This window comes from Streptomyces sp. NPDC002896 (genome assembly GCF_040295225.1).
GTDB lineage: Bacteria > Actinomycetota > Actinomycetes > Streptomycetales > Streptomycetaceae > Streptomyces.
Map to the genome: position 1 here is coordinate 1 of NZ_JBEOVA010000014.1, position 26951 is coordinate 26951.

Below are 26951 nucleotides of genomic sequence, written 5' to 3' on the forward strand. Positions count from 1 at the left end.
GCCGCCAGCTCCGACGCCACCAGCGCATCCAGCGCCTCCTGCGGGAACCGCGCCTCCTCGTCCACCGCCGCCGCATACGGGGCGATCTTCGCCTCGGCGAGCGACCGCACCGTCTCACGGAGCATGTCGTGCTCTTCCGACGGCCGGTACAGATCGAAATCCGACGTTCCCGCCAAGGTCTCTCACCCTCCAAGGAAGCTAATTACCGTTAAGTAACCCAAATCTTAGGGGGCCGTTCGCACGACGTGCACGTGAGGTTGACGACAGCGGAAAGCATGACCGGGAAGGGGCCCGACTATGCTCGGGCAGGCACCGAAGCCGCTTTCGACTGGAGCACTGGAGCACTGCATGGCCCTCAAGATCACCGTGATCGGCACCGGCTATCTCGGCGCCACGCACGCCGCGGCCATGGCCGAGCTGGGGTTCGAGGTGCTGGGGCTCGACGTCGTGCCCGAGAAGATCGCGCTGCTGGAGTCCGGCCGGACCCCGATGTACGAGCCGGGGCTCGAGGAGCTGCTGCGCAGGCACGTCGCGGGGTTCGAGGGGTCGAGCGGGCGGCTGCGCTTCACCACGGAGTGGTCCGAGGTCGCGGAGTTCGGCGACGTCCACTTCGTCTGTGTGAACACTCCGCAGAAGCACGGCGAGTACGCCTGCGACATGAGTTACGTCGACTCGGCGATGGAGTCCCTCGCCAAGCACCTGCAGAAGCCCGCGCTCGTCGTCGGCAAGTCCACCGTGCCGGTGGGCAGCGCCGAGCGGCTCGCGGCCCGCATCGCCGAGCTGGCGCCCGCGGGCGACGAGGTCGAGCTGGCCTGGAACCCGGAGTTCCTCCGCGAGGGCTTCGCCGTCGAGGACACGCTGCACCCGGACCGGATCGTGGTGGGCGTACGCAGCGAGCGCGCGGAGAAGCTGCTGCGCGACGTGTATGCGACGCCGGTCGCGGAGGGCACGCCCTTCGTGGTGACGGACTTCCCGACGGCGGAGCTGGTGAAGACCGCCGCCAACTCGTTCCTCGCGACCAAGATCTCGTTCATCAACGCCATGGCGGAGGTGTGCGAGGCGGCCGGCGGCGACGTCGCGAAGCTGGCCGAGGCGATCGGGCACGACGAGCGGATCGGGTCGAAGTTCCTGCGGGCCGGGATCGGCTTCGGCGGCGGCTGCCTGCCCAAGGACATCCGCGCCTTCATGGCCCGCGCCGGTGAGCTGGGCGCGGACCAGGCGCTCACGTTCCTCCGCGAGATCGACTCCATCAACATGCGGCGCCGCGGGCAGATGGTCGAGATGGCACGCGACGCGGTCGGCGGCAGCTTCCTGGGCAAGCGGGTCGCGGTGCTCGGCGCCACGTTCAAGCCGGACTCCGACGACGTACGGGACTCGCCCGCGCTCAATGTCGCCGGGCAGATCCACCTCCAGGGCGGCCAGGTGACCGTCTACGACCCCAAGGGCATGGACAACGCCAAGCGGCTATTCCCGACGCTGGGGTACGCGGAGTCGGCGGCCGATGCCGTGAAGGGTGCCCACGTGGTGCTGCATCTCACGGAGTGGCGGGAGTTCCGGGAGCTGGACCCTGCGGGGCTCGGGGCCGTGGTGGCGGAGCGGGTGGTGCTGGACGGGCGCAACGCGCTCGACGCCGCGCGGTGGCGGGAGGCCGGGTGGACGTTCCGGGCCATGGGGCGGCCCTCGGCCTGAGGCGTTCCTTCGGTCGGCGCCCGGCGCCCGGCGGTTGAGTGCGCCTTCGGTGGGCACCCGTGCCCACGGCACGCAGTCGTGTCTGCCGAGGAGGAACGCATGGGGTTCGCAAAGCTGGGTCTCACCGCCCTGGACTGTCCGCGGCCGCGGGAGCTCGCCGAGTTCTACGCCGCGGTGCTGGGCGGGCGGGTCGAGGGCGAGGGCCACTGGGTGGATCTGTATCTGCCGGACGGGCAGCGGCTGGCCTTCCAGGAGGCGCAGGATCTCAGGCCGCCGGCGTGGCCGGCGGCCGATCACGACTCCCAGCAGCTGCACCTGGATCTGTTCGTCGACGACATCGAGGAAGCGCAGGCCCAGGTGGTGTCCCTGGGGGCGCGTGCGCTCGATCTCGACGACGACGGTGGGAGGCGGGACTTCCGCGTGTACGCGGACCCCGCCGGTCACCCCTTCTGCCTGGTCGTCCAGGCGTCGTAGGCCCCGATTTACCCAGCGGTAGCGGCGGTCAGCCGTCCAGCTGCTGCAGCGTCGCGTTCGACGGTGGGGTGCTGGAGCCCAGGTCCCGTGCCACGTCCTCTGCCGCGCCCAGGACCCGTACCGCGTTCTGCCAGGTCAGCTTGGCGAGGTCCTCGCGGGACCAGCCGCGGGTGAGCAGTTCGGCGATGAGGTTGGGGTAGCCGGAGACGTCGTTCAGGCCGTCCGGGGTGAAGGCCGTGCCGTCGTAGTCGCCTCCGATGCCGATGTGGTCGATGCCGGCGACCTCGCGCATGTGGTCGAGGTGGTCGGCGACCGTGGCGGCGGTGGCGACCGGGCGCGGGTTCGCCTCCTCGAACACCCGGTGGATCTTCATCGCCTCGGGCGTGGTGTCGAGGTGGTGGAAGCCGTGCGCGCGCATGTTCTCGTCGGCCGCCGCCGTCCAGTCCACTGCCGCCTGGAGGACGAACTTGGGGACGAAGGTGACCATCGCCACTCCCCCGTTGCCCGGCAGCCGCTCCAGTACGTCGTCCGGGATGTTCCGCGGATGGTCGCAGACCGCCCGGGACGAGGAGTGGGAGAAGATCACCGGCGCGGTGGACGTGTCCAGGGCGTCGCGCATCGTCGTGGCCGCCACATGGGACAGGTCCACGAGCATGCCGATGCGGTTCATCTCGCGTACGACCTCGCGGCCGAAGCGTGACAGGCCGCCGACGCCCGGCTTGTCGGTGGCCGAGTCCGCCCACGCGATGTTGTCGTTGTGCGTGAGCGTCATGTAGCGGACGCCCAGGGCGTACAGGCCGCGCAGGGTGGCCAGCGAGTTGTTGATGGAGTGGCCGCCCTCGGCGCCCATCAGCGAGGCGATACGGCGCTCGCCGCGCGCCGCCTGCATGTCGGCGGCCGTCAGCGCGCGCCGCAGATCGGCCGGGTAACGGCTGATCAGCTGCTCGACGCAGTCGATCTGTTCGAGCGTGGCGCTCACCGCCTCGTCCCCGGCCAGGTCCGAGCGGACGTACACGGACCAGAACTGCGCGCCGACCCCGCCGGCCCGCAGCCGGGCGAGGTCGGTGTGCAGATGTGCGCTCTGGTCGGTGGCGATGTCGCGCTTGCCGAGGTCGTAGCGCACCTGCTCGCGCAGCGCCCACGGCAGGTCGTTGTGCCCGTCGACGACGGGGAACTCGGCCAGCAGTTCCCGGGCCTGGTCCAGATACGCCGTCACGCCGTCACTTCCCGGAGCCGAAGCCGAACGACGCCGATCCCTCGACCTTCGTGCGCAGGCGCTTGCCCTTCTCGGTGGCCTGGTCGTTGAGCTCCTGCTGGAACTCCCGCATACGGGCGAGCAGTTCCTCGTCGTGCGCGGCGAGGATGCGGGCCGCGAGCAGCCCCGCGTTGCGCGCGCCGCCGACCGACACGGTCGCCACCGGCACGCCCGCCGGCATCTGCACGATGGAGAGCAGGGAGTCCATGCCGTCCAGGTACTTCAGCGGCACGGGGACGCCGATCACCGGAAGCGGGGTGACCGAGGCCAGCATGCCGGGCAGATGGGCGGCGCCGCCCGCACCGGCGATGATCGCCTTCAGGCCGCGTCCGGCGGCCTCCTCGCCGTACGCGATCATTTCGCGCGGCATGCGGTGCGCGGAGACGACGTCGACCTCGTAGGGGATCTCGAACTCGTCGAGGGCCTGGGCCGCGGCCTCCATGACGGGCCAGTCCGAGTCGGAGCCCATGACGATGCCGACGACGGGGGCGGCGGAGGATTCGGGAGAGGTGCTCACTCGGTGATCGTCCCTCGCAGATAGCCGGCGGCGTGGCGGGCGCGCTCGAGCACGTCGTCCAGGTTGTCGCCGTAGGTGTTGACGTGGCCCACCTTGCGGCCGGGCTTCACGTCCTTGCCGTACATGTGGATCTTCAGCTGCGGGTCGCGGGCCATGCAGTGCAGATACGCCGAGTACATGTCGGGGTAGTCGCCGCCGAGGACGTTGCACATCACGGTCCACCTGGCGCGCGGGCGCGGGTCGCCCAGCGGCAGGTCGAGCACGGCGCGCACATGGTTGGCGAACTGGGAGGTGATCGCGCCGTCCTGGGTCCAGTGCCCGGAGTTGTGCGGGCGCATCGCCAGCTCGTTGACCAGGATGCGGCCGTCGCGGGTCTCGAACAGCTCGACGGCGAGGTGGCCGACGACGCCGAGCTCCTTGGCGACGCGCAGGGCGAGCTCCTCGGCCTGCAGCGCCAGCTCCTCGTCGAGGTCGGGCGCCGGGGCTATCACCGTGTCGCAGACGCCGTCGACCTGCCGCGACTCGACGACGGGGTAGGCGACGGCCTGGCCGTGCGGCGAGCGGACGACGTTGGCGGCCAGCTCGCGGGCGAAGTCGACCTTCTCCTCGGCTAGGACGGGCACACCGGCGCGGAAGGGCTCGGCAGCCTCCTCCACGGAGTCCACGACCCACACGCCCTTGCCGTCGTATCCGCCGCGCACGGTCTTGAGGACGACCGGGAAGCCGTCACCCTCCGCGGCGAAGGCGGCCACGTCGTCCGGATCGCTCACGATCCGGTGGCGCGGGCACGGCACGCCGATCGCGTCGAGCTTCGCCCGCATCACGCCCTTGTCCTGGGCGTGGACGAGCGCGTCCGGACCCGGGCGTACGGGGATTCCGTCCGCCTCCAGGGCCCGCAGGTGCTCGGTGGGTACGTGTTCGTGATCGAAGGTGATCACATCGCAGCCCCGTGCGAACTCGCGCAGCGTGTCGAGGTCGCGATAGTCGCCGACGACGACATCGTTGACGACCTGCGCCGCAGAGTCCTGGGGAGTGTCACTGAGGAGCTTGAACCTGATGCCGAGCGGGATGCCAGCCTCGTGTGTCATACGAGCAAGCTGACCGCCGCCGACCATGCCGACTACCGGGAACGTCACGCCCCCAGGGTATCGGCCGCCCGGCACCGCCCCGACTCCGCGCATACCCATCGAAATCTCCGCATGTTCATCACGCAGAGATCACACGTTACCCACGTCTTACCTTTGTCCACGCGCGCCACGGAGAACCGCTGGTTAGCATGGCCAGGTTGACGAAACCAAAGACGGGGGCTGGCACACCATGGGCAAGGCTGGTTCTTCGGGGGCTCATGCGGTACCCAGAAGCGCCGCGCGTCAGCGCTTCGACCGCCTCGTACGCGAAGCCGCCAAGTTCGGCGCGGTCGGCGGCGCGGGCATCCTCGTGAACCTGGGCGTGTTCAACCTGGTGCGTAATCTCACCGGTCTGCAGGTGGTGCGGGCCAGTGTCATCGCCACGGTCGTCGCGATCGTCTTCAACTACATCGGCTTCCGCTACTTCACGTACCGGGACCGTGACAAGAGCGGGCGCACCAAGGAGCTCACGCTCTTCATACTGTTCAGCGCCGTCGGCCTGGTGATCGAGAACGGCGTGCTCTACATCGCGACCTACGCCTTCGGCTGGGACAGCCCGCTGCAGAGCAACTTCTTCAAGTTCCTCGGCATCGGCATCGCGACACTGTTCCGCTTCTGGTCCTACCGCTCCTGGGTGTTCCGGGCGCTGCCGGCCGACAACCCCGCCCCCGCCCCCGCGGTCAAGGCTGTGAGGGACGTCGCCGGCGCCGAATCGTTCCTCGAGCCCGAACGCCGACGGCCCAGGCAGCGCGTGAGGTGACCGCCGGCGCGGCGCGTCGGGTCACCTGACGGCTCGGATCACCTGACGGTGGGCCCGGCCGTCTCGTCGTCCACGGGCGTCTTCGGCGTCGTACGCGACAGGAACAGGCCGAACACCGGCGGCTTGGCCTGCAGCATCTCCAGACGGCCGCCGTCCGCCTCGGCCAGGTCGCGGGCCACGGCAAGCCCGATCCCCGTGGAGTTGCGGCCGCTGATGGTCCGCTCGAAGATCCGCGCACCCAGTTCCGGCGGCACCCCCTGGCCCTCGTCGGTGACCTCGATAACGGTCTGGTTGCCCGTGACCCGGGTGCGCAGCGCGACCGTGCCGCCACCGTGCATCAGCGAGTTCTCGATCAGCGCGGCCAGCACCTGCGCGACCGCGCCGGGCGTGCCCACCGCCTGCAGATGCCGTTTGCCCGAGCTGACGATGGCCCGGCCCGCGCTGCGGTAGGCGGGCCTCCACTCCTCGACCTGCTGCTTGATGACCTCGTCCAGGTCGAAGGAGACGGCGGAGCCGGTGCGCGGGTCCCGGGCATTGGTGAGCAGCCGCTGGACGACGTCCGTGAGCCGCTCCACCTGCGCCAGCGCGATCGTGGCCTCCTCCTTGACCGATTCCAGGTTTTCGGTGAGCGCGATCTCCTCGAGCCGCATGGACAGCGCCGTCAGGGGCGTGCGCAGCTGGTGTGAGGCGTCGGCGGCGAGCCGCCGCTCCGCGGTGAGCATCCGCGCGATCCGCTCGGCCGAGCGGTCCAGCACATCGGCGACCCGGTCCAGCTCCTGGACGCCGTACCGCTTGCTGCGCGGGCGCGGGTCGCCGGAGCCCAGCCGTTCCGCGGTCTCCGCGAGGTCGGTCAGCGGGGACGTGAGGCGGTTGGCCTGGCGTACGGCGAGGATCACGGCAGCGACGATGGCGAGCAGCGCGACGGCAGCGATGATCAGCAGCGTCCGGCCGACCTCCGCGGTGACCGATGAGCGCGACTCCTGGACGGTGACCTTCTCGCCCTGCTCGCCCGTGGCCGTGGACTGGATGACGTCGCCGACGGGGCGCTCGCCGACCTCGATGGGCGGGCGCCCCTCGATCTCGATCAGTGCGTACCGCTCGTCGGGGACCTGGGCCCGCAGTATGCCGGCCGTGATCGCCTCGTCGCCGACCAGGCGGCTGTCGACGATGCTGACGAGCCGCAGGGCCTCGGATTCCACGCGGTCCTGTGCGCTGCTGGTGATCGTGCGGGTCTCGACGATGACGAGTGAGATGCCGAACACGGCGATCACGATGAGCACCACGGCGAGCGTGGAGTTGATCAGTCGGCGGCGCATGACGGTGTCCGCACGTCGTTCGGTGTGTGCACGTCAGTCGTTCTCTCCCGGCGGGCGGTCTTCCCGAAGCCCGTCAGGACTTCTCGAAGCGGAAGCCGACACCGCGGACCGTGGCGATGTAGCGCGGGTTCGCCGCGTCGTCGCCGAGTTTCTTGCGGAGCCACGAGATGTGCATGTCGAGCGTCTTGGTCGACGACCACCATGTGGTGTCCCAGACCTCGCGCATCAGCTGGTCGCGGGTGACGACCCGGCCCGCGTCGCGCACCAGCACCCGCAGCAGGTCGAACTCCTTGGCGGTGAGCTGCAGCTCCTCGTCGCCCATCCAGGCCCGGTGCGACTCGACGTCGATGCGCACGCCGTGGGTGGCGGGCGGCTGCTGGGGCTCGGCCGCGCCGCGGCGCAGCAGGGCCCGTACGCGCGCGAGGAGCTCGGCGAGGCGGAAGGGCTTGGTGACGTAGTCGTCGGCGCCCGCGTCGAGACCGACGACGGTGTCCACCTCGTCGGCCCGCGCGGTCAGAATGAGGATCGGCACCGGAAGCCCTTCGGCACGCAGCCGGCGGGCCACCTCCAGTCCGTCCATGCCGGGCAGCCCGAGGTCGAGTACGACCAGGTCGACACCGCCCTGTATTCCGGCGTCGAGCGCGGTGGGACCGTCCTCACGGACCTCGACCTCGTAGCCCTCCCGGCGCAGGGCACGGGCGAGCGGCTCCGAGATGGACGAGTCGTCCTCGGCGAGCAGTACACGCGTCATGGGGGTGATGGTAGTCCGCGTCGGACTACGTCCGCGGTGTGATCTGCCACGCCTTGTCCCCGTGTGGACGGGCCTGCGGGTGTGGGGTGAGACACTTGAAGTGACCTTCGAAAGCAGGCTTTGGTTCCGGAACAGCCTGTGATTCGCGTCTCAACCACCTTCATATCACTCTGTGTCGTGCTTTATGGTGGCAGAACGCCTGTAGCACTACTGAATGACCTTTGGCACGCTATTGCGGGCCGAAGGTCATCTTCATGTGCGGGCCGGCAGCTGCCAGCCTTGCTAGGAATGACCTCTTGGCCGGGCCCTGCGCGCGAAGTTGCGCCAGGGCGTGGATCCCGGTGTCACCGTCCCTCGCTCCCGGACCGGAGCGAGCACATCCCCCCTGGGCGTTGGGTGGCTGGACGGCCCGATGCCGGTGCCGGCCGCCCCCCACCGGGCGCGTCTTCAGCTCCTGGCACCGCGTCCCGAACCCACAAGGAACGACCCATGGCGTCCAGCCTGACGAAGGACTCGGCCAGCACCCCTGGCTCCGAGAAGACCTTCTTCGGCCACCCCCGCGGCCTGGCCACACTCTTCCTGACCGAGATGTGGGAGCGCTTCTCCTACTACGGCATGCGGGCCCTGCTCCCGCTGTACTTGATCGCACCCGGCGGCCTCGGCATGAGCCCGGCCACGGCGACGGCGATCTACTCGGTCTACCTGTCGCTGGTGTACCTGCTCGCCATGCCCGGCGGCTGGTTCGGCGACCGGGTCTGGGGTCCCCGCAAGACCGTCGCCGTCGCGGGCGCCGTCATCATGCTGGGTCACCTCACGCTGGCCCTGCCCTCCGAGGGCACCTTCTTCGCCGGCCTGGGCCTCGTCGCCCTGGGCTCCGGTCTGCTGAAGGCCAACATCTCCACGATGGTCGGCCAGCTCTACGACGGTCCGGACGACCCGCGCCGCGACGGCGGCTTCACGCTGTTCTACGTGGGCATCAACCTCGGTGCCTTCGCCGCCCCGCTGATCATCGGCACCGTCGGCGAGAACGTGAACTGGCACCTGGGCTTCGCGCTCGCCGCGGTCGGCATGGCGCTGGGTCTCGCCCAGTTCCTCATCGGCACCCGCCACCTGAACCCCGTCTCCAGCCAGGTCCCGAAGCCGCTGTCGGCCGCGGAGAAGGCCTCGACGCTGCGCAAGGGCCTCATCTGGCTGATCATCGCCGTCGTCGTCTACGGCGCCCTCGTCGCCACCGGCACGTACACCCTGAACTGGGCGCTCGTCCCGATCACCCTGGCCGGCCTGATCATCCCGATCATGGTCCTGGTGCGCATCAAGCGCGACAAGGAGCTGTCCACCACCGAGCAGTCGAAGGTCTCCGGCTACATCTGGTTCTTCGTGGCCGCCGCCCTCTTCTGGATGATCTACGACCAGGGCGGTTCGACCCTGGCGATCTTCGGTGAGGCCTCGACGAACACGACGGTTCTCGGGTTCGACTTCCCGGTCTCCTGGTACCAGTCGGTCAACCCCATCCTGGTCATGGCGCTGGCCCCGGTCGCCGCGTGGATCTGGCTGGCGCTGAACCGGCGCGGCAAGGAGCCGAGCACGGTCGTGAAGTTCGCGTCCGGTCTGTTCCTGATCGGTGTCTCGTTCTTCGTCTTCCTGATCCCGCTCACCATGGCCGGGGACGGCGCGAAGGTCGCCGCGTGGTGGATGGTCGCCATCTACTTCGTCCAGACCGTGGGTGAGCTGTGCCTCTCCCCGGTGGGTCTGTCCGTCACCACCAAGATGGCGCCGGTGAAGTACGGCTCCCAGATGATGGGTGTCTGGTTCCTCGCCGTCACCGCCGGTGACTGCACCACCGGCCTGCTCTCGCTGGCGGGTGTCGACCTGAACAAGACCGGCATCGTCGCCTTCCAGGCCGCGCTCGCCGTGGTCGCGGGCCTCGCGGTGTGGATGTACCGCAAGCGGGTCAAGGAGCTCATGGGCGACGTCAACTGACGTAGTTCGTTCGCTTCCAGCAGTTCATACGAGGGGCCGCCGCACCATTGGGTGCGGCGGCCCTTCTTGGCGGGTAACTGCGCGTCGTACGGTCAGTGGGTCACACGCCGGCGCGGCAGAAACGTAAAGACGGCGCCGCCGAGCAGGATCACGGTGCCGGCGACAAGCCCGAGCGCCCGCAGCGCACCGTTGTCGTCCGCGCCCGTCTCGGCGAGTCCACCGCCCGACGCCGAGCCGCCGGAGCCTCCCGCCGCGCCACCCGGCTGGGCCGACGTGTCGAGCTCGAGCGACACCTCGGTCTTGGCCGGTGTGCAGGTCGTCGTCGTGCCGAGCGCCTTCACGGTGAGCACCCCGGGCGACAGGGTCGCCTTGCCGTCAGCACCCGGTTTGTAGGTGCCCGTCAGGTCGGGAATGTTGATCGGGTCGCCCGACTTGATGGGTTCCTTGTTCGTCGGGCCCTCCACATGGACCGTGCCCTTGTCGGCGCCGCCCAGCACGACCTCCATCGACGGCTTCACGGAGTCCGCCGGGATGTCCGCGGGGCTGTCCATCACCGACTTCTTGAACTGCACCGTGAGGTCGAAGTTCCCGCCGCTCTTCTTGGCGTTGATCTGCACAGGCGACGTCGCGCTCTTGTCGCCGATGGGCGTCTTGCACTCGTACGGGATCTGGACCTCCTTGCCCGTGAAGTCGGTCTGCCCACCGCCGCCACCGCTGGTGCCGCCGTCGTCCCCTCCGGTCGTGCCGCCGCTGTCGCTGCCCCCGGCGGAGCCGCCGGTGCCGCCTCCGGAGGAGCCGCTGGTGCCGCCCGTCGGAAGGCCGGTCGGCAGGCCCGTGGGGATGCCTGTGGGAATGCCTGTGGGCAGGCCGGTCGGCAGCCCCGTGGGCACACCGGTCGGCAACCCGCCCGTCGTACCGCCCGAACTCCCGCCCCCGCCGGTCACCTTGATGGTCGCCGCGGACTTCACCTCCTCCTTCGGCGTGCACTTGGTGTCCGTCGACATCGGCTTGCTGACGTTGATGTTGTACGCGTCCGGGGTCAGCGTGACCTCGCCGGCCGCCGTCAGCTTCAGCGTGCCCTTCATGTCGGACAGCTTCATGTCGCTGTTCTTGGGGATGGCCGGGTTCTCGCGCGGCCCCTCCATCGCGATGTCGGCGGTCTGCGCGCCGGCCGCCTTCAGCGTGCCGGTGGGCTTGACCGTGTTCTCCTCGAGGTCGATGACGTCGGGGTTCTTCGAGGCGGCCTGGACGAACTTCCACACCACCTCGACCTCGTCGCCGACCTTGGCCTCGGCCGGCGCGGTGATCTCCACCTTGGTGGTGCCCTGCACGGGATCCATGCCGGAGATCGCGGGCGGGATGCACTCGGTCTTGTAGGCGACCTCGGCCGCCTGCGCCGGGGCGGCGGCCAGCAGGATGCCGGCACCGCTCAGCATGAGGGCGACACCGCCCACGCTGATTCTGCGCGGACCGGCGGCCCCCCGGATCCTCTGACTCCGCGCACCAGGGGCCCCGCGGACCGGGCCGACCCTCCGTTGCCTGCTCACGTGTTTCCCTTCGTCGTCGGGCTGTTCTGTGGTGGTGCGGAGAGCTCTGACGGTGCGGAGAGCCGGCCTGCAGGCGCCCCCGGATCGGTGTCCGGGGTGAACCAGGGCAGGGTCGTGGTGGCCGTAGGGGCCGGGCCGCCCCCGGCCTCCTCCGTACGCGGCCGGCCCACCCAAGTGCCGGTCGAGGCGGTGCCGGTCGCCGACGGAGGGCCGGATGGCGTCCGCTGCAGCCCGAGTCTGGGCAGCCGGACGGTGATGTCGAGCAGGTGCACGCCCCGGTGCCGTCCGCCGCCGCCCGGTGCCCGCGGGCGTATCCGGTCGACGATCGCCATGCCGATGCGGAACACCGCGGACGGTACGACGACGAAGAGCAGGATCCAGAAGAGCGTGACGCCCCACGGACGGCCCACGCCCCATGGCTGCTCGGCGAGCACCTTCCCGCCGAACCTGAGCGAGACCGCGTAGTCGCCGTGGGCGCCCGCGGCCAGCTCGACCGGCAGCTTGATCCGGGCCTTCTTCCCCGGCGCGATGGTGCCGCGCCACTGCTGTTCCTCCCACTGCGGCGCGAACACGCCGTGGGAGGTGCCCACCTGGAAGACCGGGTCCTTGACGGGCGCCGAGCCGACGTTGCCGACGGTGAAGACCAGCTGACGGCCGGGCGGGGCGCCGAACCAGGTGAGGATCCCGCTCGACCCCTCGAGCCGGGTGTCCGTGAGCACCGACAGCTTCCCGGCGCCGTCTTGCTCCGGCAGCGGCTCGACGGGGTGGCCCGCGACCTTGAGTACGGCGTCGGCGGCGGCCTGTTCGCCGGTGACCGTGGCCACGTGCACGACGCACGGGCACGGCTCCGGCGGCTCGGCGACCGGCAGTTTCCTACTGAACTCCCCGTCGCCGTCCGTCGTGACGGCACGGCCGTCGCCGTTGGCACAGGAGTTGGTGCCGCCGATCACGCCTCTGCCGGGCGCCGACTGACCGCAGATGAGCAGCATCAACAGGGCCTTCGGGCGCCAGCCCTTCCCCGTGACGGTGAGGGAGCCACCCGCGCCCGCCTCGGACTTGGAGAGCGTCACGGCGGGCTTGTCGGCGGCGGAGGCGGGTACGGCCGCCGGCATGAGTACGAGGGCGAGGGCGGCCACCAGGGCGAGAACGGCCCCGATTGAGCCTGTCCGGCGATTGAGGACGAGCCCGTAGGGCGATTCGGGGATCCAGGGGGCTTGCCCCTTGGTTACGGGAAGGGGCGGGGTGGGGGAACAAGAGATCACGTGGCTGCTCCCGTCAACTCGTACTCCCTCTGTTGGGGTCGACCGTCCGGCCTGCGACCGCTCCGGCCGCGCAGGCCTCCTCCGCGGCGCACCCACCAGAAGGCGCCACCGCCCGCAGCCGCCAGCCCCGCCGCCACCCCCGCGAGCACTCCCCACGGCACGAAGCGGGCGGACGCCGTGGCCGTGTCCCGCGCGCCGCCCGCCGCCGTGGCCGTCAGCCTGATGTCCACCGAGTCGAAGGCCGGCGCGTCCGGCCACGGCTCGGTGAGCGTGACGCGGCGGCCGGGCAGCAGCTCGACCGGAAGCGTCCGGGCGCCGCGGTGCAGGACCTCACCGAAGACTCCGTCGGCCCGGACGGTGAGCCTCGGCGTCAGCACGGTGTTGCCGCGGTTCACCAGGTCGTACGAGATGTGCTCGCCCTCGGCCCGCACGTGTTCGACGGTGAGCGCCGCCAGTGTGGGCCCGCTGACCCGCAGCTGCAGCCTCACCGCTGCGTCGCGCCCGCCACTGCTCGCGACGATCGCACCGGGATGGTCGCCGGGCGTCGCGTCCCCCGGGACGGTCACGGTGAACGGCACGTCGGCCCGCGTGCGCGGCGGGATCCTCACCTTGCGCTCGGCGAAGGTGACCCACGCACCCGTGTCCGCCGACCGCTTGCGCAGCGACAGTCCACCGCCCCGGGTGTTGTCCGCGTCCGCACCCCGCAACTCCACCGTGACCGCCTTCGCCCCGGGGTTGACGACGGACACCGTGTCCTCGAGCACGGCCCCGGGCACGCCTTCGGCGTAGAAATACGACCGCCCACCCTTGGCAGGTCGCGTCCCCCCTCCGACGGAGGGCACGACAGACCACTCCGTGCCGCTGTCCGATGCCGTGGTGGTTGCGTTGTGGGCAGGCGTTCCGCATGGGCGATGGGGGTCCCCCCGCTCGAGCGAAGCCGAGAGTGGGGGAGGGTGGGCACAACCCACGACCGCGGGCGCCTCGGCGTATGACCTGTGCACCGGCGGTGCAGCCGCCCCGGCCACAAGTGGCAGAAGGAACACAAGCCACGCGGCACGGGTGGTGACGCGTGACGGCAAGGGCGGCGACATCGGCGGCTCCTGGTCGGTCATCGTGCAGGTGCAGCTCGGCTCGTACAGATCGCGTGGCGGGCGCTGAGGGCGCCGGCCCGTCAGCGCGCCGGCTGGTGGCGCCGCGTAAGCCACAACACTCCCGCGGCCCCCGCAAGCAGCACCGTGCCGCCGAGCGTGCCCAGCGCCACCGCCGAGTCCTCAGGCCCGGTCTGCGGCAGCTCCTCACCGCCCGCCGGCGCGCTCTGCGACGTACCGCCGCCTCCCGCGGCGGTGACGTCCAGGGTCAGCGACGGCTTGGGGTTGTTGGCGGGGGTGCACGTGGTCGTCGTCCCGAGGGCCTTGATGGTGAGCACGCCCGCGGTGAACGTGACCTTGCCGCTCTTCTTCGGCGTATAGGTCCCCGTCAGATCGCTGATCTTGATGGGTGTGTTGGCGGGGATCGCCTTTGCGTTGGGCGGCCCCGACACGGTGACGGAGCCGCTCTCCGCACCGCCCAGCTTGATGACCGCGCTCGGCTTCATCGCGCCCTTGCCCAGCTCGACCGGGCTGGACGAGACGCCTTTCTGGAATGACATGGTGAGCTTGTAGCCGCTGCCGCTCTTGACACCCTTGATGTCGATCGGCGAGACGGCCCCCTTGTTGCCGATCGGCGTCTTGCACTGGTAGTCGACGTCCACGACTTGGGCGTGGGCTGCGGGGGCGGCCATCAGCACCGCCGAGCCGCCGGCCAGGGCCGCGCCGAGCGCCAGCGCGGCCGTTCGCTTCTGGTACGTCCGGTACGACACCTCGAGTTCCCCTCATGCCGGTGACCCGTGCCGCAGTTCCTCGGTGCGTCCGTGCGCCCATGCATCCGTGTGTCCATGCATCCGTGCTTCGGCGTCGTCCGCACAAGTTACTGACGGCACATCAGATTGGGCGCTCAAGGTACGCCTGGGACCTTGTCGAGGGAAGACAACGGACGCGCCGGATCTCTGACGATCCGACGCGTCCGACAGCGGGCACGAAGAAGGGTTCGAACCGCGGGTAACAAATGGTGGGGGGCGGTGAAGGTTATGCGGGGGCGCCGAGTTCGGCCCACACGGTCTTGCCCGCCACCCCGGGGGTCCGTACAACTCCCCAGTCCAGACAGAGACGCTGGACGATGAACATGCCGTGCCCGCCGGGGCGTCCGGCGCGGTGCGGGGTGCGCGGGGCCGGGTGACCGGCGCCGCGGTCGGTGACCTCGACGCGCAGCACCTTGCTGTCGCAGGCGACCCACAGGCTCTCGGGCCCCTCGGCGTGCAGGCAGGCGTTGGTCACGAGCTCCGAGACGACCAGCAGCACGTCCTCGGCGGCCGCGCGCCGGTCGGCGGTCGCGGCGGGCAGCCAGCCCCAGTCGTAGAGCGCCTGCCGGGTGAAGTCGCGGGCGAGAGGGACGATTCCGCTCGCGCCGTTGAGGCTCAGCCTGCGGGAATGGAGGCCGACGGGGCGCTGCACGGACGCACCGTCCGCGGACGCGCCATTCGCGGACGCGCCGCTCTCCGACACGGCGTCCGCCGCCACGGCGAACACGCCATCGGATCCCGCGACACCCTCGGCCATCCCGGCAGCGCCGCCGGGTACCCCGGAAGCGCCGTCGGCGGCGGCACCCGATTCCGGGCCGCAGTCGCCCGGCGAGCAGGACCGGGTGGTGCTCATCAGCGCTTCACCTCACCGATTCACCGATTCACGGTTCAGGACGTTGGGACTGGGCTCGACTCGGCCTCAGGGCCGGACTCGGCGGGGACGGAACGGGGACGGAACGGAGACGAACAGGAGGACACTACGCACTCGCTGTGATGGCTGTTGACGGATTCAGGAAGTCTCCTGCCCGGCCGAACCGTGAGAACACCCACTTATTCGACACGGGACATGTGACACTCGTAACGCAGCAATCACGCTGAGACAACTGAGGCGTAACCATTCGGAGGTCTTTCCGAAGTCTTTGCCTGCGAGCCGTCGGCACGCCCGGCACTCTGGGACGCTCAGTCGGCCAGGGCCGCCTCGAGGGTCTCGTGCACCGTGAAAACGGCTTCGGCCCCGGTGATCTCGAATACCCGCGCCACCACCGGCCGCATTCCCACCAGATGGACTCCGCCACCCTGGCCGTCCGCCTTGAGGCGTGCGCCGAGCAGCACGTTCAGTCCGGTGGAATCGCAGAATTCCAGCTGGGAGCAGTCGACCACGAGGCGCGCATACCCGTCGGCGAGACAGCTTTCGAGGGGCTCGCGCAGCAGATCCGCGGTGTGGTGATCGAGCTCTCCCGCCGGTGTCACCACGGCGCTCGGTCCCTCTTCCCGGACTTCGACCAGAAGCCGGCCTCGATGTGCGCTGCCGACCGTCCCGCGGTCCATGCCGTCTCTCTCCCGACAGTCGTTCACTGCTGATTGACGCCCTTGAACACTACGCCCTCACCACGCCCTCTGGCACCCGAACAACCGCCCAGAATCGGGCATATCGCCAGATAACGCACTTGCGACAACGTCGCCAAAGCGGGTAGGGCTAGAGATAACAACTATCGACACGGCCGGCTTTGGAGGCGCCGCACACCGCAGTGCACGTATTGGCATCGGCAGCCATATGCCGAGAACGATGGAGGACATCATGTCACCCCGGCTCGACGAATCGCATGCTGACCTGGCGACGTCGACACCCCCACCGGTACTCCTCGAGACCGACCCCACCGGTCCCGACATCGAATCCGAAGTCACAGGTCCCGGCCTTCGGCCCGAACCCGCGGACTTGGGTTCCGGTTCCGGCATCGAGGCCATGGAAGGCCTCGACGGTCTCCCGGCGATCCCTCCGTACGACGAAGTGGCACCGGCGGACGCGCGGGCCCTGTCCAAGACCCTCTTCGAGCGGCTCGAGTCCCTTGAGGAAGGCACCCACGAGTACGCGTACGTACGCAACACCCTCGTCGAACTGAATCTCGCCCTGGTGAAGTTCGCCGCCTCGCGGTTCCGCTCCCGCAGCGAGCCGATGGAGGACATCATCCAGGTCGGCACCATCGGCCTCATCAAGGCCATCGACCGCTTCGAGCTCAGCCGGGGCGTCGAGTTCCCGACCTTCGCGATGCCGACCATCGTCGGCGAGATCAAGCGCTTCTTCCGCGACACCAGCTGGTCGGTGCGCGTACCCCGTCGGCTTCAGGAACTCCGTCTCGACCTGGCCAAGGCGGGCGACGAACTGGCCCAGAAGCTCGACCGCGCCCCCACGGTGGCGGAGCTGGCGGAGCGCCTGGGCATCTCGAACGACGAGGTGGTCGAGGGCATGGCCGCGAGCAACGCGTACACCGCGAGCTCGCTGGACGCCCAGCCCGAGGAGGACGACTCCGAGAGCGCACTCGCGGACCGCATCGGCTACGAGGACCACGGGCTCGAAGGCATCGAGTACGTCGAGTCGTTGAAGCCGCTGATCGCGGAACTCCCGCCCCGCGACCGGAAGATCCTCTCGCTCCGCTTCGTCGCCAACATGACGCAGTCGGAGATCGGCGACGAACTCGGCATCTCGCAGATGCACGTGTCGCGCCTGCTGTCGCGCACGTTGGTGCGGCTGCGCAAGGGGTTGACGGTCGAGGAGTGAGGGGCGGCCAGGGGCAACCGTGTCCCGGCCACCGCTGGAAGACATCCCGGACGGGCTGGGTACTCCAGCCCGTCCGGCGTTTGAGGACGAGCCCGAAGGGCGATCCGCCTCACGCCGCTACTGCGGCATTACCGCCGGAAACACCTTTCCCCGAACGCCCGCTTCCACCACTATGGGCACTCGTTACTCGCCGGTACACCGAAGTACCGGGCGGTCAGGCCTGCTTGGGCGAGGAGGCGTGCGGATGGAACGGCTCGGCCGAACGGACAGCATCACTTCGACCGCACACTCGGCCGGACAGCCGCCCGGACAGCCGACCCCGCAGGGCATCCACGCGCAGACCCCCGACGCCCGCCTCACCGAACTACTCCGCGCCAACGCCCCCACCGCATACCCGGCACTGCGCGAGCTCCGCCGACGCCACCGCCCCGCCGTCCTCGGCTACGCCCGTCTGTGCGGCATCGGCGAGAACTCCGCGCGGCAGCTCACGGCACAGGCGTTCGCGCTCGCCGCGCACGAGGTGAAACAGGGCGCGGAACCGCGTGGGACGTGGCGGCACCACCTGCTGCGGCATGTACTGCGCGTGGCCCGCGCCTGGGCCGCCGACGCCCGCAGCGGACGCCTCGCCCCCGGGCTGCTCGCCCGCTTCGACGCGGCGGCGGAGGCGAGTGATCCGTACGGGCCGGCGTCCCCTGGCTCCTCCCACCCCGGCGATCCGACATGCCCGGCCGACCCGGTCGTCCTGGCCGCCTTCCACAGCCTCCCGATCCGCCTGCAGGGCATCCTCTGGTACGGCGTGGTGGACGAGGAACCGGACCCGAACACGGCCGTCTACGTGGGCGCTTCGTCCCACGAGGTCGCCCAGCTGAAGGACTCGGCCCTGAACGCGATGCGCAGGGCCTGGCTGAACTCGCACCTGACGCACTACGGAGACACCCGCTGCCGCGGCTACGGCCGCCTCATCGAGGAGGCGGTACGCCCCGGATACGCCCGGCACAGCCCGGACCTCCACACCCACCTCGCCGAATGCACGTGCTGCAGCACGGCGTACGCGCGGCTGGCCCGCCTGCGGGACACACCGCGGGAGGTGCTGGCGGAGGGGTTGCTGGGGTGGGGCGGGGCCGAGTACGCGGGCCGCGGCGTTGCGTTCGCAGGGGGCGGCGGCGGTACGGCGGGCGGCGTCGGCATCGCGTATGGCCTTTCGCGGCGCGCCGGTAGGGCCGGTCGGGCCGGGATGGCCGCGCACGCCCGCTCAGGGCCGGGTGCGGCCGCGACCGGGTCGGCATCCGGCCGCTGGGGCGGGGGCGAGGCAGCTGACTGGTGGCCCTCGCGGCGCGTCATACTCGCCTCGGTCGCCGTGGGCGTGGCCCTGGCCCCGCTCCTCGTAATGCTGCTGTCGAGCGACTCCGAACCGGCCGGGCGCGGGGCCATGCTGCCCCCGCAGCAGCCGCCCGTCACGGTGACGGCGACCGCGACGGTCTCCGCCTCGGCATCCCCGCCGACCGCGCCCACGATGTCCGCAAGGCCGACCAACTCGGCGAACCCCTCCCCACGGCCCCCGCTGCCCCCGTCACCGACCCGGACAAAGGCCCCCGCACCCCCGCCACCGGGCGCCCGCTTCACCCAGTTCGTCAACGCGGCCTCGGGACTGTGCCTGGACATCCGCCCGTACGCCTACCCCCAGAACGGCACGGACGTGGTCACCGCGCCCTGCGGCTCCTCCCCCACCCAGCGGTGGCGCGTGGACGCCGACCGCGGCGTCATCCAGTCGTACGCGGCTCCCGCATACTGCCTGGACAGCCGCGGAGACACCGACAAGACCATCGGCATCTGGACCTGCTCCTCCGCCGACGGCCCCAACGGCCTCAACCTGACCTTCACCGTCGACACCCACGGCACGATCCACCCGGCCATCGCCCCGGACCGAGCCGTCACCCCGTACTCGGAAGCCCCGGGCTCCCGGCTCGCCCAACTCCCCGCCGAGGGCGGGCCCGCCCAGCGCTGGACAGCGGGGGCAACCCCGGTCTGACGGACGCTGCGAGCGCCCCGGACCCTGACACCGACACCTCTAACTGACGCAACACTAGGGAAGCCGGGGATCCAGTCGGCAAGTTCCTGGCGGTTGCATAGCGGCGGCTCGGGCGACGTCGCGCCGGGGCTCGGCATAGGTGAAGGCGATGACCTGCCGTCAGACCTCGCGCACCCCTCGTCGCCACACCCCCGCCACCAGCGGCACCCCCGGCCGGTACGCCAGGTGCACATGGCTCGGGGCGTCGAGCAGGGCGAGGTCGGCGTGCGCGCCGGGGGCGATGCGGCCGATGTCGGCCCGGCGCAGGGCCGTCGCCCCGCCCGCCGTCGCCGACCACACCGCCTCGTCCGGGGTCATCCCCATGTCCCGTACCGCGAGGGCGATGCAGAAGGGGACCGAGGAGGTGAAGGACGAGCCCGGGTTGCAGTCCGTCGAGAGGGCGACTGTGGCGCCTGCGTCGAGGAGGCGGCGGGCGTTCGGCCAGTCGGCCCGGGTGGAGAACTCGGCGCCGGGGAGGAGGGTTGCGACCGTCTGAGAGTGGGCCAGGGCGTCGACGTCCTCGTCCGTCAGGTGCGTGCAGTGGTCGGCCGATGCCGCGTCCAGTTCGACCGCCAGCTGGACGCCCGGGCCGTACGAGAGTTGGTTCGCGTGGACGCGCGGGTGCAGGCCCTTCGCCTTGCCCGCCGTGAGGATCGTGCGGGCCTGGTCGCCGTCGAAGGCGCCCTTCTCGCAGAAGACGTCGATCCAGCGGGCGTACGGTGCACAGGCGTTCAGCATGGCGCCCGTCACCAGGGCTACATACGCGGCCGGGTCGTCGGCGTAGTCCGGTGGGACGATGTGGGCACCCAGGTACGTCACCTCGTCCGTGTGCGCCGACGCAATGCGCAGGGCTCGGGCCTCGTCCTCCACCGTCAGGCCGTAGCCCGACTTCGTCTCGAACGTCGTCGTGCCCTGGTGCAGGGCCTCGCGCAGGTAGCGGGTGAGGTTCGCCTCCAGGTCGGCATCCGTCGCGGCGCGCGTCGCGGCCACCGTCGTGCGGATGCCGCCCGCGGAGTAAGGGCGCCCCGACATACGGGCGTTGAACTCCTCCGTACGGTCGCCCGCGAAGACCAGATGCGAGTGGGAGTCCACGAAGCCGGGGATCACGGCCCGGCCGTCCGCGTCGTACGCCGTGTCGGCGGCGGGGGCCCCGGCCGCCGGGCCGACCCAGGCGATGCGCTCGCCCTCGATCACCACGGCCGCGTTCCGCAGGAGGCCCAGAGGGCCCTCGCCCGCGCTCGGGTCGTTGGTGACCAGGCTGCCGATGTTGGTGATGAGCGCAGTGGTTCCGGCGGTGGTCATGGTTTCAGTGAGTCCTCTCGGCGAGCTAGCCGCGCAGCGCTTCGATCGATTCCGCCAGCGCCGACGGTACGTCCGGGATCAGGGTGTGCACCCCGTCGCGTACGACATGGCGGCCGCCCACGACCGTGTGGCGGATGTCCGCCGACGTGGCCGCGAAGACCGCCGTTTCGGCACCGAGGCGGGGCAGGGTGCCGGCCGTGCGGACCGAGTCCAGGGTGACGGTGGTGAAGTCGGCGAGGGCGCCCGCCTCGAGTACGCCCGCTTCGGGGACGCCCGCGTCGTCGGCCCAGCCGAGCGCCGCGTAGCCGTCCGCCGTGGCCGCCCGCAGCAGGGCAGCCGCCGTCCAGTGGCCGCGGGTCCGGGTGCGCAGCCGCTCGTTCAGCTCCATCGCCCGCGCCTCCTCCAGGAGGTCGATCACCGCGTGGCTGTCGGAACCGAGGGAGAGCGGGGAGCCTGCCTTCTGGAGGGCCGCCGCCGGGCCGATGCCGTCTGCCAGGTCCCGTTCCGTCGTCGGGCACATGCAGGTGCCCGTGGTCGTGGAGCCGATCAGGCGGATGTCCTCGGGTGTGAGGTGTGTGTTGTGCACGCCTGTCGTGCGCGGGCCCAGCACGCCGTGGTCGGCGAGGAGTTGCGTCGGCGTGCGGCCGTGCGCCGCGCGGCACGCGTCGTTCTCGGCGGTCTGCTCGGAGAGGTGGACGTGGAGGGGTGCCCGGCGGGCGCCGGCCCATTCGGCGACCGTCGCGAGCTGGTCGGCCGGGACCGCTCGTACCGAGTGGATCGCCGCGCCGATCCGCGCGTGGTCCTGCTCCTTCAGCAGGGGGCCCTCCAGCAGCGACGCCCGCTCCGCCCACGCCTGCGCCGTGCCGTCGGAGAACCGCAGCTGGTGCTTGTTCGGTGGCTCGCCGAAACCGGACGAGACGTACGCCGTGTCGAGGAGCGTGATGCGGATACCGGCCTCCGACGCCGCCGCGATCAGCGCCTCTCCCATCGCGTTCGGGTCGGCGTACGGGGTGCCGCCCGGCGCGTGGTGCAGATAGTGGAACTCGCCGACCACCGTGACGCCCGCGAGCGCCATCTCCGCGTACACCGCCCGCGCGAGCGCGTGGTACGTCTCGGGGGTCAGCCGGTCCGCGACCGAGTACATGATCTCGCGCCACGTCCAGAACGTGCCGGAGCCGACCTGCACGGTGCCGCGCAGCGCACGGTGGAAGGCGTGCGAGTGGGCGTTGGCGAGGCCGGGGATCGTCAGGCCGCGGAGGATCTCGGCGCCGGGGGGCGGAGTGTCGGCTCCCTTGCGGACGGCGGTGATGCGGCCGTCCGCCACCTCGACGGCCACGCCCGGCTCGACGTACGTGTCGAGCCAGGCCTGTTCCAGCCAGTACGTCTGCGGGTTCTGCGGATTCACCTGCACGCCAGACCTTCCAGTACGTCGGCGAGTGCGGTCACGCCGGCCAGGCAGTCGTCCTCCGACGCGTACTCGGCCGGCGAGTGCGAGACGCCGGTGGGGTTGCGTACGAACAGCATGGCGGTGGGGATCGAGCCGGAGAGGATTCCGGCGTCGTGTCCCGCGCCGGTGCCGAGGACGGGGACCCTGATGTCCGTGTCCCTGCCCTTGCCCAGGATGCGGGCCATTTCGTCTCGTAGTGCGTGCTCGAACTCGACGACCGGCGTGAACGATTCCCGTACGACGGCCAGTTCGATGCCGTGCCGGTCCGCGTACTCGCGGGCCGCCTTCTCGATGCCCTCGACGACCGTGTCGAGGGTCCCCTGGTCGGCGGCGCGGGAGTCGAGCCAGCCGCGGACCAGGGACGGAATGGCGTTGACGCCGTTCGGCTCGACCGCGATCTTGCCGAACGTGGCTACAGCGCCAGCGAGTTCCGCCTCGCGGCGGGCCGCCAGGACCGTCTCCGCGTACGACAGCATCGGGTCGCGGCGGTCGACCAGGCGGGTCGTGCCCGCGTGGTTGGCCTCGCCGCGGAAGTCGAAGCGCCAGCGGCCGTGGGGCCAGATGGCGCTGGCGATGCCGACTCTGTCGCCTGTCAGGTCGAGGGCTCGGCCCTGTTCCACGTGGAGTTCGACGAAGGCGCCGATACGGGCCAGGCGGTCCGGGTCCGGGCCGATCGTCTCCGGGTCGTAGCCGGCCCTCTCCATGGCCTGCGGGAGGGTGATGCCGTCCGCGTCGCGGAGCCTGTGCGCCTGCTCGGGGGTCAGCTGTCCCGCGGTGAGGCGGGAGCCTACGCAGGCCAGGCCGAAGCGGGCGCCCTCCTCGTCGCCGAAGTTCGCGATCGCCAGGGGCCTGGTGAACTCCGCTCCCCTGTTGCGGAGTTCGTCCAGGGCGGCGAAGGCGGAGACCACGCCGAGGGGGCCGTCGAAGGGGCCGCCGTCGGGGACGGAGTCCAGGTGGGAGCCGGTGACCACGGCGTCTCCCTGCGTGGGGTCGCCGAGCCAGGCCCACTGGTTGCCGTTGCGGTCCAGTTCGTAGGTCAGGCCGCGGGTTTCGGCCTGCGCCTTGAACCACGACCTGCAGTCGGCGTCTGCGCCGGTCCATGCGTACCTGCGGTAGCCGCCGCTTTCCGGGTTGCGGCCGATGGGTTTCAGGTCCTGCCACATCTGGTGGAACGACGGTGGATGTTCCCCGACCCCGCCCCTTCCCGAAACCGGGGGCTCTGCCCCCGGACCCCGGGGTGGTGACTGCCGTCCGCCGTCTGCGGGTGCGTCTGTGCCCACCCTCCCCCACTCTCGGCTTCGCTCGAGCGGGGGGACCCCCATCGCCCCAGCGGAACGACTGCCCACAGACGCTGCGGCACCGCCGCCCACGGACGCCGCGGAGCGGCCGCCCTCAACGCCCTTCGGCGAGTTCACTCGCCCTCCCGCATGGGAACCCGAACCCCGCGCTCCCGCGCCACCTCGTCCGCCCGGTCGTACCCCGCGTCCACATGCCGGATCACGCCCATCCCGGGATCGTTCGTCAGCACGCGGCGGATCTTCTCGCCCGCCAGCGGCGTACCGTCCGCCACCGTCACCTGGCCCGCGTGGATGGAGCGGCCCATGCCGACGCCGCCGCCGTGGTGGATGGACACCCACGACGCGCCCGAGGCCACGTTCACCATCGCGTTCAGCAGCGGCCAGTCCGCGATCGCGTCCGAACCGTCGAGCATCGCCTCCGTCTCGCGGTACGGGGACGCCACCGAGCCGCAGTCGAGGTGGTCGCGGCCGATCGCGAGCGGTGCCGCGAGTTCGCCGCTGGCCACCATGTCGTTGAAGCGTTCGCCGGCGCGGTCCCGTTCGCCGTAGCCGAGCCAGCAGATGCGGGCCGGGAGTCCCTGGAAGTGGACCCGCTCCTCCGCCATCTTGATCCAGCGCGCGAGCGACTCGTTCTCCGGGAACAGGTCCAGGATCGCCTTGTCCGTCTTGGCGATGTCCGAGGCCTCGCCCGACAGCGCGGCCCAGCGGAACGGGCCCTTGCCCTCGCAGAACAGCGGCCGGATGTAGGCCGGTACGAAGCCGGGGAACGCGAACGCCCGGTCGTAGCCCGCGAGCTGGGCCTCGCCGCGGATCGAGTTGCCGTAGTCGAAGACCTCGGCGCCCGCGTCCATGAAGCCGACCATCGCCTCCACGTGACGGGCCATCGACTCCCGGGCGCGCTGCGTGAAGTCCGCAGGCTTCTCCGCCGCGTACGAGGCCATGTCGTCGAAGGCCACGCCCAGCGGGAGGTACGACAGCGGGTCGTGGGCCGACGTCTGGTCGGTCACGATGTCGATGGGGGCGTTCATGGCGAGGAGCTGCGGGACGAGCTCGGCGGCGTTGCCGAGGACGCCGATGGAGAGCGGACGGCGGGCGTCGCGGGCCTCGACCGCCAGCTGGAGTGCGTGGTCGAGCGAGTCGGCCTTGACGTCCAGGTAGCGGTGCTCGATGCGGCGCTCGATGGCGCGCGGGTCGCAGTCGATGCAGATGGCGACGCCGTCGTTCATGGTCACGGCGAGCGGCTGGGCGCCGCCCATGCCGCCCAGACCGGCGGTCAGCGTGATGGTTCCGGCGAGGGTGCCGCCGAACTTCTTCGCCGCCACGGCCGCGAAGGTCTCGTAGGTGCCCTGCAGGATGCCCTGCGTACCGATGTAGATCCACGAGCCGGCCGTCATCTGGCCGTACATCGTCAGGCCGAGGGCCTCCAGCCTGCGGAACTCCTCCCAGTTGGCCCAGTCGCCGACGAGGTTGGAGTTGGCGATCAGCACCCGCGGCGCCCACTCGTGCGTCTGCATCACGCCGACCGGGCGACCCGACTGCACGAGCATCGTCTCGTCCTGCTTGAGGGTCTGCAGCGTGCGGACCATGGCGTCGAAGGAGCGCCAGTCGCGGGCCGCCTTGCCCGTGCCGCCGTAGACGACGAGCTTGTCGGGGTGCTCGGCGACCTCGGGGTCGAGGTTGTTCTGCAGCATCCGCAGAGCGGCCTCCTGCTGCCACCCCAGGGCGCTCAGCTCGGTGCCACGCGGCGCTCGTACGGGGCGGGGTCCTGACATGGTCTGCCTCCTTGCCTTGCGGCGGGCCTGCGGATGTTGCATCGGATATTCACATCCTGGCTTCCTGAATAGAACTAGTCAATACATTCCCTTCGGTCGGTACGGCGGCGCGGGCGCGCGCCGGGTGGTTGTCTGGAACGCATGGGCGAGGGTGCGGAACACGAGAACGGACAGAACGAGCGGCACAGGCACGAGGACGAACAGAACGAGCGGTACAGGCAGAGGGAACAGCGCGACGCGGGCGCTCGACGCGACGAAGCCGTGCGCGCCGCCGTCGAGCAGGGGCTCATCGGCCCTGGAAGTCCCATCATCGGGCTCCTCGACGTGGCCGGCATCCGCGCCGCCGCCACCGCGCTCCGCGACGCGTTCGACCAGGTCACCCCACCCGGTACGCCCGTACTGCACGCCTTCGCCGTGAAGGCGACCCCGCTCGTGCCCGTACTGCGACTCCTCGCCGCCTGCGGCATCGGCGCGGAGGTCGCGAGCCCCGGCGAGCTGGCGCTGGCCCGCGCGGCCGGGATACCGGTCGGCCACACCGTGCTGGACTCCCCCGCCAAGACCGTCGACGAACTGCGCGAGGCCCTCACCCTCGGCATCGCCGTCAACGCCGACAATCCTCAGGAGCTGTCCCGCATCGACGACCTGGTCGCATCGGCCCCCACCGCCTCGCCGCTGGGCCTGCGCGTGAACCCGGGCGTCGGCCGCGGTTCGATCGAGGCCCTGTCCACGGCCACGGCCACCTCCAAGTTCGGGGTCGCGCTGCTCGACGAGGGCGCCCGCGCCTGGGTCGTCCGCGCCTATCTGGACCGCCCGTGGCTGACCCGGCTGCACGCGCACTCCGGCTCCCAGGGCCTGCCGCTGGAGCTGATGGCACAGGGTGTCGCGACGACATACGAGCTGGCCGAGGAGATCAACGCGGCGGCCGGGCGGCGGCAGATCGACACCATCGACATCGGCGGCGGCCTGCCGGTCGACTTCACGACGGACGATCCGACCCCGGCCTACGGCACGTACGCGCGACTGCTCAAGCGGGAGGTGCCGGGGCTGCTCGACGGGCGCTACGGGCTGGTGACGGAGTTCGGACGGTCACTGCTCGCCAAGCACGGCACGGTGCTGGCGCGCGTCGAGTACGCGAAGTCGTCGGGCGGCCGGCCGATCGCGGTCACGCACGCGGGCGTGCAGGTCGCGACCCGTACCGTCTACGCGCCGGAGCTGTGGCCCCTGCGGATCGCCGCGTACGACGCGAAGGGCCGCCCCAAGACCGGGCCCGACGTCGTCCAGGACATCGCGGGCCCGGCCTGCTTCGCGGGCGACCTGCTCGCCACGAACCGCTCGCTCCCGCTGCTCGAGCAGGGCGACCACGCCGCGGCGCTGGACACCGGCGCGTACTACTTCGCGCACCACTACGCGTACAACTCCCTCGCCCGGCCCGCGATCTACGGGTTCACCGCCGACGCGGGCCGCGGGGTGCGCTTCGCCGTGGTCCGGGGCCCGCAGACGCTCGACGAGATCGTCGCCGAGTCGGGCGGGGCCCACGCGGGGGCGCTCACGGACGGCATCTGACCCACCTCGCAGACCCTTGCGGGTGCGCCACGCGCGCGTGGGCGCATTCCGTTCCCCGGACGGGGCAGACAGTTCTCCGACGGAACGACGGAAGATCCGACGGACCGGTGAAACGACGGAACGGCGGATCGCACGGATCGGGGGAGGTTC

The 26951-nt window shown here is 70.9% G+C and carries 23 protein-coding genes; 7 read left to right on the top strand and 16 right to left on the bottom strand.

Annotated features, from left to right (window positions below; genetic code table 11):
• Nucleotides 1–176: acyl-CoA dehydrogenase family protein (locus ABT009_RS25660; RefSeq protein ID WP_351299838.1), on the bottom strand; the 176-nt coding region annotated here is incomplete at its 3' end.
• A 172-nt stretch (nt 177–348) separates the two neighbouring features.
• Here ABT009_RS25660 and ABT009_RS25665 point away from each other — a divergent pair.
• Nucleotides 349–1689: a UDP-glucose dehydrogenase family protein gene (locus ABT009_RS25665; protein ID WP_351299364.1), complete on the top strand. Its 1341-nt coding sequence runs from the start codon at nt 349–351 to the stop codon at nt 1687–1689.
• A gap of 99 nt (nt 1690–1788) precedes the next feature.
• Nucleotides 1789–2163, top strand: coding sequence for a VOC family protein (locus ABT009_RS25670; protein WP_351299367.1), 375 nt, complete (start codon nt 1789–1791; stop codon nt 2161–2163).
• 28 nt (nt 2164–2191) lie between these two features.
• On the opposite strand, the gene ABT009_RS25675 is transcribed toward ABT009_RS25670, so the two are convergent.
• From ABT009_RS25675 to ABT009_RS25685, 3 genes are read right to left on the bottom strand one after another with little or no spacing between them, the layout of a single operon-like run.
• Entirely contained in the window at nt 2192–3379 is a 1188-nt protein-coding gene (locus ABT009_RS25675; protein ID WP_351299370.1) for a dipeptidase, read from the bottom strand.
• Nucleotides 3380–3383: 4 nt separating this feature from the next.
• A complete protein-coding gene (gene purE, locus ABT009_RS25680) occupies nt 3384–3887 on the bottom strand; it encodes a 5-(carboxyamino)imidazole ribonucleotide mutase (RefSeq protein WP_351299841.1) in 504 nt (167 codons plus the stop codon).
• A gap of 44 nt (nt 3888–3931) precedes the next feature.
• Nucleotides 3932–5071 carry a 5-(carboxyamino)imidazole ribonucleotide synthase gene (locus ABT009_RS25685; protein ID WP_351299373.1) on the bottom strand — a complete coding sequence of 380 codons (1140 nt, stop codon included), beginning with the start codon at nt 5069–5071 and terminating at the stop codon, nt 3932–3934.
• Nucleotides 5072–5252: 181 nt separating this feature from the next.
• On the opposite strand from ABT009_RS25685, the gene ABT009_RS25690 reads away from it, so the two are divergent.
• Nucleotides 5253–5822 (top strand): GtrA family protein, encoded by a 570-nt coding sequence (locus ABT009_RS25690; RefSeq protein WP_351299376.1) that lies wholly within the window; start codon nt 5253–5255, stop codon nt 5820–5822.
• A 38-nt stretch (nt 5823–5860) separates the two neighbouring features.
• On the opposite strand, the gene ABT009_RS25695 is transcribed toward ABT009_RS25690, so the two are convergent.
• Both ABT009_RS25695 and ABT009_RS25700 read right to left on the bottom strand, forming a co-directional pair.
• Nucleotides 5861–7138, bottom strand: a complete 1278-nt coding sequence (locus ABT009_RS25695; RefSeq protein ID WP_351299379.1) for a sensor histidine kinase — start codon at nt 7136–7138, stop codon at nt 5861–5863.
• Nucleotides 7139–7211: 73 nt separating this feature from the next.
• A complete protein-coding gene (locus tag ABT009_RS25700; protein ID WP_351299382.1) occupies nt 7212–7889 on the bottom strand; it encodes a response regulator transcription factor in 678 nt (225 codons plus the stop codon).
• 489 nt (nt 7890–8378) lie between these two features.
• Between ABT009_RS25700 and ABT009_RS25705 the strand changes: the two genes are divergently transcribed.
• Nucleotides 8379–9869 (top strand): oligopeptide:H+ symporter, encoded by a 1491-nt coding sequence (locus ABT009_RS25705; protein ID WP_351299385.1) that lies wholly within the window; start codon nt 8379–8381, stop codon nt 9867–9869.
• 92 nt (nt 9870–9961) lie between these two features.
• Here ABT009_RS25705 and ABT009_RS25710 read toward each other — a convergent pair whose 3' ends face one another.
• The 6 genes from ABT009_RS25710 to ABT009_RS25735 form a co-directional block, all read right to left on the bottom strand.
• Complete coding sequence (locus ABT009_RS25710) at nt 9962–11305, bottom strand: hypothetical protein (RefSeq protein ID WP_351299388.1); 1344 nt, start codon at nt 11303–11305, stop codon at nt 9962–9964.
• 107 nt (nt 11306–11412) lie between these two features.
• Nucleotides 11413–12528 (bottom strand): hypothetical protein, encoded by a 1116-nt coding sequence (locus ABT009_RS25715; RefSeq protein WP_351299844.1) that lies wholly within the window; start codon nt 12526–12528, stop codon nt 11413–11415.
• 146 nt (nt 12529–12674) lie between these two features.
• Nucleotides 12675–13454: a COG1470 family protein gene (locus ABT009_RS25720; RefSeq protein WP_351299391.1), complete on the bottom strand. Its 780-nt coding sequence runs from the start codon at nt 13452–13454 to the stop codon at nt 12675–12677.
• A 395-nt stretch (nt 13455–13849) separates the two neighbouring features.
• Nucleotides 13850–14536, bottom strand: coding sequence for an LPXTG cell wall anchor domain-containing protein (locus ABT009_RS25725; RefSeq protein WP_351299394.1), 687 nt, complete (start codon nt 14534–14536; stop codon nt 13850–13852).
• Between the two features lie 265 nt (nt 14537–14801).
• On the bottom strand, nt 14802–15428 hold the full coding sequence (locus ABT009_RS25730) for an ATP-binding protein (protein WP_351299397.1): 627 nt from the start codon (nt 15426–15428) through the stop codon (nt 14802–14804).
• 326 nt (nt 15429–15754) lie between these two features.
• A complete protein-coding gene (locus ABT009_RS25735) occupies nt 15755–16123 on the bottom strand; it encodes an STAS domain-containing protein (RefSeq protein WP_351299400.1) in 369 nt (122 codons plus the stop codon).
• Nucleotides 16124–16373: 250 nt separating this feature from the next.
• Here ABT009_RS25735 and ABT009_RS25740 point away from each other — a divergent pair, with 250 nt between their 5' ends.
• Nucleotides 16374–17351 carry an RNA polymerase sigma factor SigF gene (locus tag ABT009_RS25740; RefSeq protein WP_351299403.1) on the top strand — a complete coding sequence of 326 codons (978 nt, stop codon included), beginning with the start codon at nt 16374–16376 and terminating at the stop codon, nt 17349–17351.
• A 244-nt stretch (nt 17352–17595) separates the two neighbouring features.
• Entirely contained in the window at nt 17596–19380 is a 1785-nt protein-coding gene (locus ABT009_RS25745; protein WP_351299406.1) for an RICIN domain-containing protein, read from the top strand.
• Between the two features lie 159 nt (nt 19381–19539).
• Here the strand turns inward: ABT009_RS25745 and hutI are convergent, their stop codons facing one another.
• From hutI to hutU, 4 genes are all read right to left on the bottom strand, one after another.
• The gene (gene hutI / locus ABT009_RS25750; RefSeq protein ID WP_351299409.1) at nt 19540–20721 is read right to left on the bottom strand and encodes an imidazolonepropionase; all 1182 of its coding nucleotides are present in this window, start codon (nt 20719–20721) and stop codon (nt 19540–19542) included.
• A gap of 25 nt (nt 20722–20746) precedes the next feature.
• On the bottom strand, nt 20747–22126 hold the full coding sequence (locus ABT009_RS25755; RefSeq protein ID WP_351299412.1) for a formimidoylglutamate deiminase: 1380 nt from the start codon (nt 22124–22126) through the stop codon (nt 20747–20749).
• A complete protein-coding gene (locus ABT009_RS25760) occupies nt 22123–23331 on the bottom strand; it encodes an allantoate amidohydrolase (protein ID WP_351299415.1) in 1209 nt (402 codons plus the stop codon). Before ABT009_RS25760 ends, ABT009_RS25755 begins: the two co-directional genes overlap by 4 nt.
• 248 nt (nt 23332–23579) lie before the next feature.
• Nucleotides 23580–25238 carry a urocanate hydratase gene (gene hutU / locus ABT009_RS25765; protein WP_351299418.1) on the bottom strand — a complete coding sequence of 553 codons (1659 nt, stop codon included), beginning with the start codon at nt 25236–25238 and terminating at the stop codon, nt 23580–23582.
• A gap of 141 nt (nt 25239–25379) precedes the next feature.
• On the opposite strand from hutU, the gene ABT009_RS25770 reads away from it, so the two are divergent.
• The gene (locus ABT009_RS25770) at nt 25380–26801 is read left to right on the top strand and encodes a type III PLP-dependent enzyme domain-containing protein (protein WP_351299421.1); all 1422 of its coding nucleotides are present in this window, start codon (nt 25380–25382) and stop codon (nt 26799–26801) included.
• Nucleotides 26802–26951: the final 150 nt, after the last annotated feature.